Source organism: Streptomyces sp. RGM 3693 (genome assembly GCF_050471125.1).
In the GTDB taxonomy this organism is placed as follows: Bacteria; Actinomycetota; Actinomycetes; order Streptomycetales; family Streptomycetaceae; genus Streptomyces.
Genome location: NZ_JBMPPQ010000002.1, coordinates 157,552 through 173,143, shown reverse-complemented (window position 1 = coordinate 173,143; position 15,592 = coordinate 157,552). Strand labels below are relative to the sequence as shown.

Sequence of the window (15,592 nt, the reverse complement as noted above, 5' to 3'; positions counted from 1 at the left end):
TGGTGTGTGTGGGGTGGGGTCAGAGGTGTGGGGGCGGGGCGGTGTAGTGGGCCCAGGGGCCGGTGGGGGATGTGGGGGTGAGGTGGGGGTGGAGGAGGAGGTCGTCGTCGTAGTCGCCGGTGTTCTGGTGGCGGAAGGGGAGGGGGTCGGTGGTGGGGAGGGTGAGCAGGCGGTGGCGTAGGCGGGCGGTGGCGGTGGCGTAGGCGTCGGGGGTGGTGCGGTCCGCGCCGGGGATCAGGAGGGGCGGGACGACGGACATGCCCGTGTACCAGAGGGCGCCGTGCTGGAGGGGGAAGAGGAGGTCGTTGAGGTCGCCGTTGACGCCCCGGGGGCCGAGGGTGGCGGCGCGGGCGCCGGCGGTGACGATGACCAGGGCGCGTTTGCCGGTCAGCGGGCCGTCGCCGTAGCGCTGCGGGCGGCCGGTGGCGGGGTCGGTGCGACCGAACGCGAAGCCCTTGACGAAGACGCGGTCGAACCAGCCCTTGAGGATCGCGGGCATGCCGTACCACCACAGGGGGAACTGGACGACGAGGGCATCGGCCCAGGCGAGTTTCTGCTGTTCGGCCGCGATGTCGGGGCTCAACCGGCCGCCGGTGTACGCGCGTTCGGAGGCGGCGCCCACCTGGAGGCGGTCGGTCGGGTCGTGGTCGTAGTCGGCGGCGTCGACCACCGGGTTCCACTTCATGGCGTAGAGGTCGGAGACCTGGTGCTGGTGGCCGTGGGCTTCGAGGGTGCGCAGCCCTTCCGTTTTGAGGGCGCCGTTGAGGGAGCGGTGGTCGGGGTGGGCGAACAGCCAGAGGACCTTCATGGGGCCCACCCTCCGGGGTGGGGCGGACGGCGGACGAGTGGCCAGATGGTCACGGTGTGCAAGGATCGGGCCATGGATGGGGCCATGGATCGGGTCATGGGGTGGGTACGAGTGGGCGAGCGGGAGCCGGACCGGGGCGAACGGCGGCGGCACCGGGTGGCGGTGTTGGTGCGGCCGGGGATGCTGCCCATCGAAGTGGGCATCGTGCACCGGATCTTCGGGGAGGCCAGGGCGGCGTCCGGCGAGGAGCTGTACGAGGTGGTGACGTGCGCGTTGGAGCCGGGGGAGGTGCGCACCGACGCCGACTTCACGGTCAACGTGGCGCACGGTCCGGAGGCGTTGGAGACCGCGGACACCGTCGTTCTGCCGGCGTCCGGGATGGACTACGACCCGGCGACCGAGCAGCGGGACGGGCGGCTGAGCCCGCCGATGGCCGACGCCCTGGCCCGGATCCGGCCGGGGACCCGGATCGCGTCGATCTGCACGGGGGCGTTCGTCCTGGCCGCGGCCGGGCTGCTGGACGGGCGGCGGGCCACCACGCACTGGCGGTCGGTGGATGACTTCCGGCGGTTGTTCCCGCAGATCGAGCTGGACGCCGATGTGCTGTACACCGACGAGGGGGACGTGCTGACGGCGGCCGGGGTCGCTTCCGGCGTAGATCTCTGCCTGCACATGGTGCGGTGTGATCACGGGGCGGCGGTGGCCAACGACGTGGCGCGGCGGACGGTGGTGCCGCCGCACCGGGAGGGTGGGCAGGCGCAGTACGTGCGGCGGCCGGTACCGGAGCCGCAGGTGTCGTCGACGGGCGCGGCGCGGGCCTGGGCGCTGGAACACCTGGACCGGCCGCTGACCCTGCGGGAACTGGCGGCCCGGGAGTCGATGAGCGTACGGACCTTCACCCGGCGGTTCCGGGAGGAGGTGGGGCTGTCGCCGGTGCAGTGGCTGACGCAGCAACGGATCGAGCGGGCCCGGCAGTTGCTGGAGGAGACGGCACTGACGGTGGATCGGGTCGCGGCGGACGCCGGGTTCGGGACGGCGGCGTCGCTGCGGCAGCACTTCCAGGTGGCGCTGGGGGTGTCGCCGCGGGCCTATCGGAGCACGTTCCGGGGGGCGGGTGCAGAGGCGGGGGCGGGGGCGGGGGCGATGGAGGCTGTGGAGGCTGTGGGGTAGTGGTGCCGGTGCTGATGTCGGTGCCCGTGCCGGTCTTGGTGCTGGTGGGCCCGGTGGGGCGGCGGTGCCGGTGGGGCGGTGGTGTGGTCCGGGTGGCGGGTGCGGGGCCGGGGCGTTGTCAGTGGGCGGTCGTACGCTGACGGTGTGTGGCGTTGTACGGGACCGCGGTGGTCGGGCGGCGGGCCGGGGGCCGGGCCGGCGGGGCGGTTCGGCCAGCGGCTCGGTTGGTACTGCGCGGAGCGGGGCGCCGAGCGGGTGAGCCTGCTGCCGCCGGGGAAGGCGCTGGCGTTCGCGGCGGTCGGGGAGCGGCGGTGCCTGGGGGTGCGGCGGGCCGGGCGGTGGCTCGTCTGCCCGTACGGCGCGGTGCTGGACGGCGAGGGGGTGAAGGACCAGTGCCCGCGGTGTGCGCAGCTGGACCGGTCGCGGTCGGTGGCGGCGGACACCATGGCCGATGATCCGCGTCCGTACGGCGTCTATCTGGCGTACTTCGGGCCCGGTCTGGTCAAGGTGGGGATCACGGCCGCGGAGCGGGGCGCGGCGCGGTTGGTGGAGCAGGGGGCGGTGGCGTACGCCTGGCTGGGGCGCGGGCCGCTGATGGCGGCGCGGCGGGCGGAGGCGCTGTTGGGGAGCGCGCTGGGGATTCCGGACCGGTTCGCGAAGGAGGCGAAGCGGGCGGCGCGCGGGGCGCTGCCTCCGGTGCCGGAGCGGGCCGCTGAATTGGCCGAACTGCACGGTGCGGCACGGGAGTTGGGCGGTTGGCCGGAATCGCTGGAGCCGGTGGATTTTGCGTGTGCGGATCACACGGAGCTGTTCGGGCTGGCGCGGGTACCGGCGGGCGGGGTCGCGGAGCTGGGCGGGCTGGTCGCCGGGGCGGAGGTCGTGGGCGAGGTCGTGGCCGGGGCGGGGGCGGATGTGTATCTGCGGTTGGCCGGTGCAGGGGCAGCTGACGGGGGCGGTGCGGGCGGGGTGATCGCCGTCATGGACGCGCGGGTGTTGTCCGGGTGGGTGCTGGGGGCGGCCCGGGGGCGGGTGACGATGGTTGCGGTGCGGCGGGCCCCGGAGGCGGACCGGCAGCGGGGCGGACAGCGGGGAGGGGAGCAGGAAGGGTTGTTTTGAGGGGCGGGTGGGGGTTGTGTGGGGCGCTGGTGGGGCGGGCGCCTGCGTGGGCGTGCGAGTGGGCGAGCGAGTGGGTGTGTGGGAGGGCGTATGGCGGGGCGTGTTGTGGTGGACGGGGACGGGCGGGTCGGGGAGTTCTGGCGGGGGCTGGGGCTGCCGGGGCTGATCGATGTGCACACGCACTTCATGCCCGAGCGGGTGATGGCGAAGGTCTGGGCGTATTTCGACGCCGCCGGGCCGCTGGTGGGGCGTCGCTGGCCGATTGCCTACCGCTATGAGGAGGACGAGCGGTTGGCGGTGCTGCGGGGCTTCGGGGTGCGGGCGTTCACTTCGATGGTCTATCCGCACAAGCCCGGTATGGCGCGTTGGCTGAACGGCTGGGCGGCGGACTTCGCGGCCCGTACGCCGGACTGCCTGCGGACCGCGACGTTCTTCCCGGAGGACGGGGTCGCCAAGTACGTGGCGGACGAACTGGCCGGCGGGGCGCGGGTCTTCAAGGCGCATGTGCAGGTGGGCGGGTACGACCCGGCGGATGCGGTCCTGGACCCGGTGTGGGGCCTCCTGGCGGAGGCCGGGGTTCCGGTGGTCGCCCACTGCGGGTCGGGGCCGGTCGCGGCCAAGCACACCGGGCCGGATCCGATCGCCCGGGTGCTGGCCCGGCACCCCCGGTTGCGGCTGGTCATCGCGCACATGGGGATGCCGGAGTACGTCGACTTCCTGGAGCTGGCGGCGCGCTATCCCCGGGTGTGCCTGGACACCACGATGGTCTTCACGGATTTCGTCGAGCAGGCCGCGCCGTTCCCGAGGGCGGAGCGGGGGCGTCTGCTGGACGTGGGCGACCGGGTGCTGTTCGGGAGCGACTTCCCCAACATGCCGTACGGGTACGCGCATGCGCTGGAGGTGCTGGCGCGGCTGGAGTTGGGGGAGGAGTGGCTGCGGGCCGTCTGTTACGGGAACGGGGCGCGGTTGTTCGGGCTGGAGTAGCGGGCTGGAGCAGCCGGCGGGCGGGGCGGGGTCCGGCTTCGGCTCTTGTTCCGGTTCCGGTTCCGGTTCCGGCCTCGGCTTCGGCTTCGGCTTCGGTTCCCGTTCGCGTTCCGGTTCCCGTTATGGGGCGGTGGGGGCGTCCGCGGTGGTGGCTTCGGCGGGTGCGGTGGCTTCGGTGGCTTCGGCGGATTTGGTGGTCGCGGTGGCCAGGTGGGTCAGGGCGGTGCGGAGGTCGGCGAGGGTGGGCCCGTCGGTGACGCGTTCGGTGACGGGGTCGATCTTCGGGCCGATGGCGGGGATCTCCCGGCAGGCGTCCGCGATGACCCGGCCGGTCATCATGCGCAGGGTTTCGCGGAGTTGGGCGTTGGCGTGGTCGCCGCCGGTGGGGAACGGGGAGGCGGTGATCACGGCGACCGGCTTGTCGACGCATTCGCCGCTGCTGACCAGCCAGTCGAGGGCGTTCTTGAGGACGCCGGGGACGCCGTGGGCGTACTCGGGGCTGACGATGAGCAGGGCGTCGGCGCCGGCGACGGCGGTGCGCAGGGCGGCGACGGAGGCCGGTGGGGTGGCGCCCTCGCCGTCCAGGTCCGGGTTGAAGTGCGGGAGCGCGCCGATGTCCGCGGTGGCGGTGGGGCCGTCGAAGAGTTCCAGGGCGGAGCGCAGGACGGCGCCGTTGGTGGAGCGGGCGCGGAGACTGCCGGAAATGGCCAGGAGTCGGGTCATGGGGGGTGACGTTACGGGGTGGCCTGATGGGGCGGGAGTGATGGGCCTGGGGGCCGAACGCGGACCAGTGGGCGCGTCCCATTGGGTGGCCGCGGCCTTGACCGAAGGGAGGGGAGATTCTCAGGAGATTCACAGAAACCGGCAAGGGAGCTTTCAGAGGCCCAGGTCAGGCTGCCTGGCATGACCCTGACTTCGTCGACGTCCTCAGCTTCGTACCGTGCGCCGGCCGCGGGCTCGTCCTCCAGGAGGGCGGCCGGCAAGACGCCCGGGCAGGGGCCCGGCAGGCAGCCGGAGTTGTTGCGGGCGGACGGCAGTCCGGTGCGGGTTCTGGTCGTGGACGACGAGTCCTCGCTGGCGGATCTGCTGTCGCTGGCGCTGCGTTACGAGGGCTGGGACATCCGGGCGGAGGGCGACGGCGCGGGTGCGCTGCGGTGTGCCAGGAGCTGGCGGCCGGACGCGGTGGTGCTCGATGTGATGCTGCCGGACATGGACGGGCTGACCGTCCTCGGCCGGCTGCGGAACGACGTGCCGGACGTGCCGGTGCTGTTCCTGACCGCCAAGGACGCGGTCGAGGACCGGATCGCCGGGCTGACGGCGGGCGGCGACGACTACGTCACCAAGCCGTTCAGCCTGGAGGAGGTGGTGGCCCGGCTGCGCGGGCTGCTGCGGCGGGCGGGTGCGGCCGCCGAGCGCAGTGAGTCGCTGCTGACCGTGGGCGGACTGGTGCTGGACGAGGACAGCCATGAGGTGTGGCGGGACGGCCAGGACATCCATCTGACCGCCACGGAATTCGAGTTGCTGCGCTATCTGATGCGGAATCCGCGGCGGGTGCTCAGCAAGACGCAGATTCTGGACCGGGTGTGGAGCTATGACTTCGGCGGGCAGGCCAATGTCGTCGAGCTGTACATCTCGTACTTGAGGCGGAAGATCGACGCCGGGCGGGATCCGATGATCCACACTCGGCGGGGCGCGGGCTATCTGATCAAACCGGCCGGGTAGCGGGCCGTGGGCTCTTCCGTGGTCGCGGCGACGCCCGGGGTCGATTCCCGCCCCGGTTCCCGCCCCGGTTCCGGTTCCGATTCCGCATCCGATTCCCCTTCCGGTTCCTCGGCTGATTCCCGTTCCGGTTCCCGTACCACCCGTACCCGGTCCCGTTTCGGGTTCGGTGTTTTCGGGTCGGGTGGGTGGCGGCGCTGGACGCTGCGGACGCGGCTGGTGGTGTCGGCGGTGGTGCTGATCGCCGTCGTGGGGGCGGTGATCAGCACGGTCACCGCGATTGCGCTGCATTCGTATTTGCAGGGGCAGTTGGACCGTCAGCTGATCGAGGGCATCACGCGGGCGGAGGAGCCGCGGCCGCACGATCCGTTGCGGGACCAGGGGCTGGAGTTCGTGGCCATGCCCGGCCAGCCCTTCGGGTCGGTGGGGGCGCGGGTCGGGCCCGGTGGGCGGCTCGACGACGGTGCGCGGATGAACCGTTCGACGAGCCGGCTGCCGTCCGAGCGGCTGACCTCGCTGCGTACGGATCAGCTCGCCGTGCTGGACGGGATGCCCCGGGACGGCAAGCCGCACAGTACGGATCTGCCCGGGCTCGGCTCGTACCGGATGCAGTACTCCCGGGACGGCGTGCTGGTGCTGGGGATGCCGCTCAGCGGCGTGAACGACACGGTCGGGCGGCTGGTGCTCATCGAATGCTGTGTGACGCTCGCCGGGCTGGTCGCGGCCGGTATCGCGGGCTCGACCATGGTCGGGATCGCGCTGCGGCCGTTGCGGCGGGTCGCCGCGACCGCGACCCGGGTGTCCGAACTCCCGCTCCACCAGGGCGAGGTGGCGCTGCACGTGCGGGTGCCGGCGGCCGAGGCGGATGCCCGTACGGAGGTGGGGCAGGTCGGGGCCGCGCTCAACCGCATGCTGGGGCACGTGGGATCGGCGCTCTCGGCGCGTCAGGAGAGCGAGACGCGGGTGCGGCGGTTCGTCGCCGATGCCAGTCATGAGCTGCGGACGCCGCTGGCGTCGATCCGGGGCTATGCCGAGCTGACCCGGCGCGGGCAGGAGCGGCCCGGTCCGGAGACCCGGCATGCGCTGGGGCGGATCGAGTCCGAGGCGGAGCGGATGACCGGCCTGGTGGAGGACCTGCTGCTGCTCGCCCGGCTCGATTCCGGGCGTCCGCTCTCGTACGGGACGGTGGATCTCTCGCCGCTGGTGGTGGATGCGGTGAGCGATGCGCGGGCGGCCGGCCCCGACCACCGCTGGCGTCTGGAACTGCCTGACGTGGAAGCGCCCGTCCCCGCGCTGGTGTGCGGGGATGCCGACCGGCTGCACCAGATCCTGGTCAATCTGCTGGCCAATGCGCGGACGCACACGCCGGAGGGCACGACGGTGACCGCCCGGGTGCGGACCGTCCGGCGGTCATGGCCGAGTGGGGTGGGACCGGGGGCGGAGCCCTCGGGCGGTGCGGGGGCGGGGCCAGTGGGATCAGTGCCGGTGGGGTCGGCGCCGGTGGCGTCAGGTCCTTTTGGTGTGGTGCGGGACGCGGTGCAGTTGGAGGTCGAGGACGACGGGCCCGGGATTCCGGCCGCGTTGTTGCCGCATGTCTTCGAGCGGTTCGCGCGGGGCGACGCGTCCCGTTCGCGGACCGCGGGGAGCGGTCGGAGCGGGGGCAGTACGGGGCTGGGGCTGGCCATCGTGCAGGCGGTGGTGGCCGCGCACGGCGGGACGGTGGTGGTGGCGAGCGTCCCGGGGCGGACGGTGTTCACGGTGACGCTGCCGGGGGCCGGGCGGGCGTCCGGGTAGGGCGCGCGGCCGCTGATCTCACAGCCCGCGCACAGCCTCACCACACGGCCGTGACAGGCCCCTTGGCGACCGTCGTGGGCATGACGACGCCTCCGCCGGGCCCGACGCCGTTGGGTTCCCTGCCGCCACGTGAGCATCTGCGCCCGGGCCAGATCGAGACCGTCCTCGATGTCGTGGTCCCCGTCTACAACGAGGAGAAGGACCTCGAACCCTGTGTGCGTCGGCTCCACGACCACCTGGTCCGCACCTTCCCCTACGGGTTCCGGATCACCATCGCGGACAACGCGAGCACCGACGACACGCCCCGGATCGCCGCCCGGCTGGACGACGAGATGGATTACGTCACCGCCGTACGGCTGGAGCAGAAGGGCCGTGGGCGGGCGCTCCGCACGGTGTGGTCGCTGTCCGAGGCGCCGGTGCTGGCCTATATGGACGTCGATCTGTCCACCGACCTCAACGCGCTGCTGCCGCTGGTGGCGCCGCTGATCTCCGGGCATTCGGACCTGGCGATCGGGTCCCGGCTCAGCCGGAGCGCGCGGGTGGTGCGCGGGCCGAAGCGGGAGTTCATCTCGCGCACCTACAACCTGATCCTGCGGGGCTCGCTCGCCGCGCGGTTCTCCGACGCGCAGTGCGGCTTCAAGGCGATCCGCGGCGATGTCGCGGGGCGGCTGCTGCCGATGATCGAGGACACCGGCTGGTTCTTCGACACCGAGATGCTGGTGCTGGCCGAGCGGGCCGGGCTGCGGATCCACGAGGTGCCGGTGGACTGGGTGGACGACCCGGACAGCACCGTGCACCTCGTGCGGACCGCGACCGACGACCTCAAGGGCGTGTGGCGGGTGGGGCGGGCGCTGGCGACCGGTGCGCTGCCGTTGGACCGGTTGGCCCGGCCGTTCGGCGACGACCCCCGGGACCGGGAACTCTTCGGGGTGCCGGGCGGGCTGGCCCGGCAGGTCGTCGGGTTCGCCGTGGTGGGGGCGCTGAGCACGCTGCTCTACCTCGGCCTCTACACCCTCTTCCGGCTCGGCGTGGGGCCTCAGGTGTCCAACGCCGCCGCCCTGTTGGTGTCGGCCCTGGGCAATACGGCCGCCAACCGGCGGCTGACCTTCGGGGTGCGGGGCCGGGAGCGCGCGGTCCGTCATCAGGCGCAGGGCCTGGTGGTCTTCGCCATCGGACTGGCGCTGACCAGCGGGTCGCTCGCGGCCCTCGACTCCGCCACCGTCAACCCCTCGCACGGCAGTGAGCTGACCGTGCTGGTGGCCGCCAACCTCGCGGCCACGGTGCTGCGCTTCCTGCTCTTCCGCGCCTGGGTGTTCCCGGAGCGCGAGCGGCGGGAGGCGGCGGGCCGCGCGGCCGGGGAGGGGCAGGGCCGGCCCGGGGAGCACGACAACAAGCTCGGTGCGCAGGACGCGCACGACCGGAACGACTTCAGCAGGAGCGCGCGATGAGCCCCCGTCCACCCCATACGGAGCAGGAGCGAACGATGGCCCCGCAGCCGGCAGCAGCGGACCACGTGTCGGAGGAAGGGCCGGGGAACGGTCCGCGGTCCGCCCCCGGGACGGCCGCGGTGCGCGGCTTCGCCCAGCGGGTCGTGCGGGGGCGGCCGGAGGACCCGCGCTGGGCCCGGCCGGCGCTGCTGGCGTTGTTGGCGGTCACCGCGGCGCTCTACCTCTGGGACCTGTCGGCGTCGAAGTACGCCAACCAGTTCTACTCGGCCGCCGTACAGGCCGGCAGCGTCAGTTGGAAGGCGTTCTTCTTCGGCTCCTCGGACGCGGCCAATGCCATCACCGTGGACAAGCCGCCGGCCTCGCTCTGGCCGATGGAGCTCTCCGTGCGGCTCTTCGGGCTGAGCTCCTGGGCGGTCCTGGTGCCCGAGGCGCTGATGGGCGTCGCCGCGGTCGGCGTGCTCTACGCGGCCGTGCGGCGCCGCTTCGGGGCGGCGGCGGGGCTGCTGTCGGCCGGGTCGCTGGCGCTCACCCCGGTCGCCGCGCTGATGTTCCGCTTCAACAACCCGGACGCGATGCTGTGCCTGCTGATGGTGTGCGCGGTCGCCTGTGTGCTGCGCGCCCTTGAGGCGGGCCGGACGAAGTGGCTGGTGCTGGCCGGGGTCTGCTTCGGGCTGGGCTTCTTGACCAAGACCCTCCAGGCGTGGCTGATCCTGCCGGCGCTGGCCGTGGTCTATGCGTGCTGCGCGCCGGTCCGGGTGCGCAGGCGGCTGGGGCAACTGCTGCTGGCCGGGCTGGCGCTCGTACTGTCCGGCGGCTGGTGGGTGGCGATCGTCGAGCTGCTGCCGGCATCGGCCCGTCCCTACATGGGCGGTTCGCAGACCAACAGCTTCCTGGAGCTGACGTTCGGCTACAACGGCCTGGGGCGGATCGACGGGAACGAGCGGGGCAGCGTCGGGGGCGGCCACCGCGGCGGCGGTATGGGCGGCGGCTGGGGCGCCACCGGGATCACCCGGCTGTTCTCCTCCGACATGGGCGGTCAGATCTCCTGGCTGCTGCCCGCCGCACTGATCCTGCTGATCGCCGCGGTCGGTGTGCTGTGGCGGGCGCGGCGCGCGGTCGCCGCCGAACAGGCGGCGCAGCGGACGGAGTTCCTGGTGTGGGGCGGCGCGCTGCTGATGACGTTCACCATCTTCAGCTTCATGTCCGGGATCTTCCACCAGTACTACAACGTCGCACTGGCCCCGTACATCGCGGCGTTGGTCGGCATGGGGTCGGTGCTGCTGTGGCGGCGCGGCGGACGGCTGGCGCGGGGCGTGCTGGCGCTGGTCGTCGGGGTGACCGCGGTCTGGTCGTACGTCCTGCTGGACCGGTCGCCGCAGTGGCTGCCGTGGCTGCGGTGGGCGGTGCTGGTGCTCGGTCTGCTGGCGGCGCTCGGGCTGCTGGTGACGGCAGGGACGGGCGCACGGTCGGCGGCTGACGGCGAGCCCGCCGACGGCGATCCGGCCGGCAGCGGTGCGGCGGACGGCGGTCCGGTCGACGGTGTTCCGGTGGACGGCCGGGTGCCGGGGCGGGCGCGGTGGCGGGCCGGGGTCGTGGCCGGTGTGGCGGCCGGGCTTGGGGTGGCGACGGCGCTGGCCGGCCCCCTCGCGTACAGCCTGGACACCATCAACACCCCCAAGGGCGGCTCGATCATCACCGCCGGCCCCGCGGTCCAGGGCGGCGGGAACTTCCCCGGCGGCGGTCGGGGGCGGACGTTCTGGAAGGGCGGCAACAAGATCGTCCTGCCGGGCGGCGCCGGCGGGCGGAACAAGGGCGGCCAGGGCTTCCCCGGCGGCCAGGGCTTCCCCGGCGCCGGCCAGATGGGCGGCGGCCCCGGCCAGCCGGGTGGCACCAAGGGGCACGGCGGCCGGACGCGCGGGGCGGCCGGTATGGGCGGTCTGCTCAACGGCGCCTCGGTGAGCGACCAGGCCAAGCGCCTGGTGGAGCGGAACGCCGACCGGTACACCTGGGCCGCCGCGGCCGTCGGCTCCCAGAACGCCGCGAGCTACCAACTCGCCACCCAGAAGCCGGTGATGGCGATCGGCGGCTTCAACGGGAGTGACCCGTCGCCGACCCTCGCCCAGTTCCAGCGCTACGTGGCGGAGGGGAAGATCCACTACTTCATCGTGGGGGAGCGGGGCATGTTCCGCGCCGCCCCGGGCGGTGCTGAGGGCAAGCAGGCCGGCGGCCAGGGGATGCCCGGTGGCGGCCGCGCCGAGCAGGGCCCCGCGACGCAGATCAGCGCCTGGATCGAGAAGACCTTCAAGAAGGTCACCGTCGGCGGCGCCACCTTCTACGACCTGACCCAGCGGAAGGCGTAGCAGCGGGGGGCACCACCCCGGCCGAAAACAGATGTACGGCGTATAAGAGTCCCTGTACGGTGTAAGTCATCCGCTCGCACCGTACAGGGAGCTCGTATGTCCGCCGTGGCCCCCGACGCCACCACACTCCAGCCGCCGGGCCGGCCCGCGACCCGCTGGCTGATCCTCGCCGTCATCTGCCTCGCGCAGCTCACGGTGGTCCTCGACAACACCGTGCTGAACGTCGCGGTCCCGTCCCTCACCGAAGAGCTGGGCGCCACCACCGCCGACGTCCAGTGGATGCTCAACGCCTACTCGCTGGTCCAGTCCGGCCTGTTGCTGATCGCCGGCAACTCCGCCGACCGCTACGGCCGGAAGAAGATGCTCGTCGTCGGCCTGGCGCTGTTCGGCCTGGCATCGCTGGGTGCCACCCTCGCCCAATCGCCCGGCCAACTGATCGGCGCCCGTGCCGTGATGGGGATCGGCGGCGCACTGCTGGTCACCACCACCCTCGCCGTCACCATGCAGATCTTCGACGACGCCGAACGCCCGAAGGCCATCGGCATCTGGAGCTCGGTGAACTCCCTGAGCTTCGCCGCCGGGCCGCTGATCGGCGGCACGCTCCTGGACCACTTCTGGTGGGGCTCGCTGTTCCTGGTCAACCTCCCGGTCACGGCGATAGCACTGGTGGCCGTCCTCGCCCTCGTCCCGGAGTCCAAGAGCCACGGTGGTGAGCGCCCGGACATGCTGGGCGCCCTGCTGTCGATGATCGGCATGGTCGGCGTGGTCTTCGCGATCATCTCCGGTCCGGTGACCGGCTGGACGTCGGGCCGGGTGCTGGTCTCGGCCGCGATCGGCATCGTGGGCCTGGCCCTCTTCGCCTTCTGGGAGCTGCGCATCCCGCACCCCATGCTGGACATGCACTTCTTCCGCAACCGCCGGTTCATCGGCGCGGTCTCCGGCGGCATCCTGGTGGCCTTCGGGATGGGCGGCTCGATCTTCCTGCTCACCCAGCACCTCCAACTGGTGCTCGGCTACGGCCCGCTGGACGCCGGTCTGCGGATGGCGCCGCTCGCCCTCACCGTCGTGCTGATCAACTTCACCGGCCTGAGCGCCCGGCTGGCGCCCCGCCTCGGTGGCACCCCGGGCATGATCGTCTCCGGTATGACCCTGCTGTCCGTCGGCCTCGCCGCGATCTCGCTGCTCGGCGCGCACAGCTACGGCGGCCTGCTGGCGGGCCTGATCATCATGGGCATCGGCGTGGCGATCGCGATGCCGACGATGGCCAATGCCGTCATGTCCGCGATCCCGCCCGCCAAGGCCGGCGTCGGCGCCGGGGTCAACGGCACCCTGATGGAGTTCGGCCAGGGCCTGGGCGTCGCGGTGCTCGGCGCGGTCCTCAACTCCCGCTTCGCCGCGCTGATTCCGCTGGTCGCCGCGGGCGCCGGCTCACTCCCCGCGGCCCTCGCCCGGACGCACACGGCCGAGGAGCGCACCGCCGTCCACGACGCCTTCGCGTCCGGTATCGGCACCAGCCAGCTGGTCGGTGCGGTGGCCGTCTTCCTCGGCGGGATGCTCGCCGCGGTCCTGCTGCGCCGCGCGGAACGGGCCGGCAGCGGCGCGGGCGGCTCCGAGGCCCAGGGCGGCGGGGAGACCGCAGGCCAGGGCGCCGGCCCCAGCCCCGCCCCGGCCCCGGCGGAATAGCATCGACACCGGACGGGACGTCACACCCGTCCCGTCCGGTCCGGCGGCCCCCACCGCCCGCACGACCTGCACGACCCGCACGACCCGAGGAGGGGCGCCATGGCAGCAGCGACGAACGGGCGCGCCAAGCAGCGGCCGCACAGCGTCTGGCTGACCGAACGCCCTCCGCTGAGGAGGAAGGCGGAGCAGCCGGCCGGACTCGACCTGGAGAAGATCGTCGGGGCGACGGTCCGGCTGCTCGACGCCGAGGGGCTGGCCAAGTTCTCCATGCGGCGCCTCGCCGCCGAACTCGGCGTCACCGCGATGTCCCTCTACTGGTACGTCGACACCAAGGACGACCTCCTGGAACTGGCCGTGGACGCGGTGGCCGGCGAGATGACGCTCCCCGACGCGTCCGACGACGCCGTCGACTGGCGCGACCAACTCCGCGGCCTGGCCCGCTCCTACCGCGACGTCCTGCTGCGCCACCCCTGGGCGCCCCGACTGCTCGGCGAGGTCATCAATATCGGGCCGCACTCCACGGCCTTCTCCAACGCCACCCTGCGCGTGATGGCGCGCAGCGGGCTGGGCCCGGACCACACCTCCGGCGCGCTCGCCTCGGTCTTCCAGTTCGTCTACGGCTTCGCGACCATCCGGTCCCTCCACGAGGCGCGCTGCCGCGCCGCCGGCATCAGCCTCGACGACTACTTCACCCAGGTCGTCGCCGCGATCTCGGACCGCCCCGAGTTCGTCGAGATGCGGGAGCTCTCCAGCCGCGCCGGCTACGCCATGGGCGAGGGCAACGCCTGCGACATGCTCGAACGCGACTTCGCCTTCGCCCTGGACCTCCAGATCGCGGGCATCGACGCGATGCGGGCCGGCCAGGCGGACTGAAGCGCCCCCACCCGGTGAGGGCACCGGCGCCGCCGCGGCCTCAGCGCCAGCTGGCGAGGGAGACCGACCGGGCCGCGCCGCCGGGTTCCAGTGCGCCGACGCGGACCGAGCAGCGCGGTGACGCGTAGAACGACGCGGCCGCGTAGTCGTGGTTGTACACCGATCGCGCGGGGCGGAACGGCGCGTCCAGGCAGTCACCTGATCCCTCCGAGGACGCCCCGTCCTTTGGGGCGGGGAGGAATCGGACTCCTGCGGAGCAGGGCAGGGGTAGCGGGATCGCCGTCAGGGTGATCCGGCGTCCATCCCGAATGGGCGTGAGCGAGCCCGCTGAGATCGATTGTTCTCAACTGTCAGTCCTCCCAGGTAGGTTCGGGTTTATGACGACTGCAGCGCAGACGGTGGAGGGTTCCGGGCATGCTCGTTACACCTTCCGCCTGCGTACGTCGTCCGGTGCACGGTCCGCGCTCGAAGCGGAGTGGGACCGGTGCCGGTGGATCTGGAACGAGTCCGTGGCCAAGTCGAAGGCCGTGCACGCGCACAACCAGGCGACCGGCGAGAAGGTGACGTGCGGTCCGGCCCGGCTCGACAGGATGCTGACCGAAGCCCGATCGCGTACACCATGGCTGGCACAGGGCGCGAGCGTTCCTCAGCAGCAGCTCATACGCGACTTCGCCACATCGCGGGCGAAGGCCCTGGGGGACATCAAGGCGCGGTTGCCGGTGCGGCAGCGGGCCGGGATGCCCCGGTACAAGAAGAAGCGCGAGGCGCTTGCCACGCTCAACTACACCCGGCGCGGGTTCCGCCTCAAAGACGGACGACTGCACCTGGCCAGCGGCATCGTCGTACGGCCGGTATGGTCGCGGGACCTCCCCAAGCCACCCAGTTCGGTACGTGTGTACCGCGACAGCACCGGAGCCTGGTACGCGTCGTTCGTCGTCGCCACGACCACCGAGCACCTTCCCGAAACCGGGCGTGTGATCGGCATCGACTGGGGCGTTTGCGAGACCGCGACCACCACCAGCGACGCACACGACCTTCCCCACGCCCAGCACGGCCGCACAGCCGCGCAGAAACTCGCCCGCTACCAGCGGATGATGTCCCGCCGCAGGCCGGCCAAGGGTCAGGCGGCATCGAAGGGCTACCGCGCGGCGAAGCTGCAGACTGCCAAGCTTCACAAGAAGGTGGCCCGTCAGCGGCAGGACACCGGCCGCAAGTGGGCCAAGAAGGTCGTCCGTGACCATGATGCTTTGGCCGTCGAGGACTTCCGCCCGAAGTTCCTGGCGAAGTCGACCATGGCGCGCAAAGCAGCCGACGCCGCGATCGGGGCGACGAAGGCGGCCCTGGTCGAGATGGCCCGCAAGCACGGGCGCATTGTGCACCTTGTCCACCCCGCGCACACCACCATGGACTGCGCACAGTGCGGAGCGAGAACCAAGCACGCACTCCCTCTTTCGGAACGAACGTATGCCTGCACCGCATGCGGAGCCGTCTCGCCCCGAGACAAGAACTCCGCCCGCGTGATGCTGGCCCGGGCTGGTCTGCAACCCGGCTGGTGCTGATCGTGTAAGACCTGCACGCCCGCCGGTCCGCAGGCAACGTGAGCTAGGAATCCCCCTCGTTTACGAGGAGGAGGAGTC

Annotated in this window: 11 protein-coding genes and 1 pseudogene; 10 read left to right on the top strand and 2 right to left on the bottom strand. The window is 72.5% G+C overall.

The annotated features are described in order from the left end of the window. Window positions 1-19: 19 nt before the first annotated feature. A complete protein-coding gene (locus ACO0M4_RS18025) occupies window positions 20-808 on the bottom strand; it encodes an NAD(P)H-dependent oxidoreductase (protein ID WP_430371629.1) in 789 nt (262 codons plus the stop codon). 96 nt (window positions 809-904) lie between these two features. Here ACO0M4_RS18025 and ACO0M4_RS18020 point away from each other — a divergent pair, with 96 nt between their 5' ends. The 3 genes from ACO0M4_RS18020 (at window position 905) to ACO0M4_RS18010 (ending at window position 4,078) form a co-directional block, all read left to right on the top strand. Then, window positions 905-1,978 carry a GlxA family transcriptional regulator gene (locus ACO0M4_RS18020; protein ID WP_430371628.1) on the top strand — a complete coding sequence of 358 codons (1,074 nt, stop codon included), beginning with the start codon at window positions 905-907 and terminating at the stop codon, window positions 1,976-1,978. Between the two features lie 255 nt (window positions 1,979-2,233). After that, window positions 2,234-3,094: a DUF2797 domain-containing protein gene (locus ACO0M4_RS18015; protein WP_430373840.1), complete on the top strand. Its 861-nt coding sequence runs from the start codon at window positions 2,234-2,236 to the stop codon at window positions 3,092-3,094. Between the two features lie 90 nt (window positions 3,095-3,184). After that, window positions 3,185-4,078 (top strand): amidohydrolase family protein, encoded by an 894-nt coding sequence (locus ACO0M4_RS18010; RefSeq protein ID WP_430371626.1) that lies wholly within the window; start codon window positions 3,185-3,187, stop codon window positions 4,076-4,078. 120 nt (window positions 4,079-4,198) lie between these two features. Here ACO0M4_RS18010 and ACO0M4_RS18005 read toward each other — a convergent pair whose 3' ends face one another. Beyond that, window positions 4,199-4,801: an NADPH-dependent FMN reductase gene (locus ACO0M4_RS18005; protein WP_430371624.1), complete on the bottom strand. Its 603-nt coding sequence runs from the start codon at window positions 4,799-4,801 to the stop codon at window positions 4,199-4,201. A 180-nt stretch (window positions 4,802-4,981) separates the two neighbouring features. Between ACO0M4_RS18005 and ACO0M4_RS18000 the strand changes: the two genes are divergently transcribed. The 7 genes and pseudogenes from ACO0M4_RS18000 to ACO0M4_RS17970 form a co-directional block, all read left to right on the top strand. Beyond that, a complete protein-coding gene (locus ACO0M4_RS18000) occupies window positions 4,982-5,800 on the top strand; it encodes a response regulator transcription factor (protein ID WP_430371623.1) in 819 nt (272 codons plus the stop codon). A 201-nt stretch (window positions 5,801-6,001) separates the two neighbouring features. After that, complete coding sequence (locus ACO0M4_RS17995; RefSeq protein WP_430373838.1) at window positions 6,002-7,591, top strand: sensor histidine kinase; 1,590 nt, start codon at window positions 6,002-6,004, stop codon at window positions 7,589-7,591. A gap of 80 nt (window positions 7,592-7,671) precedes the next feature. Continuing rightward, window positions 7,672-9,039, top strand: coding sequence for a glycosyltransferase (locus tag ACO0M4_RS17990; protein ID WP_430371622.1), 1,368 nt, complete (start codon window positions 7,672-7,674; stop codon window positions 9,037-9,039). A 35-nt stretch (window positions 9,040-9,074) separates the two neighbouring features. Then, complete coding sequence (locus ACO0M4_RS17985) at window positions 9,075-11,399, top strand: ArnT family glycosyltransferase (protein ID WP_430371621.1); 2,325 nt, start codon at window positions 9,075-9,077, stop codon at window positions 11,397-11,399. Window positions 11,400-11,495: 96 nt separating this feature from the next. After that, window positions 11,496-13,082, top strand: coding sequence for an MFS transporter (locus tag ACO0M4_RS17980; protein ID WP_430371620.1), 1,587 nt, complete (start codon window positions 11,496-11,498; stop codon window positions 13,080-13,082). Window positions 13,083-13,181: 99 nt separating this feature from the next. After that, the gene (locus tag ACO0M4_RS17975; protein ID WP_430371619.1) at window positions 13,182-13,955 is read left to right on the top strand and encodes a TetR/AcrR family transcriptional regulator; all 774 of its coding nucleotides are present in this window, start codon (window positions 13,182-13,184) and stop codon (window positions 13,953-13,955) included. Between the two features lie 377 nt (window positions 13,956-14,332). Then, window positions 14,333-15,530 (top strand): annotated as a pseudogene (locus ACO0M4_RS17970) (RNA-guided endonuclease InsQ/TnpB family protein); the annotation flags it as partial. Window positions 15,531-15,592 lie beyond the last annotated feature (62 nt).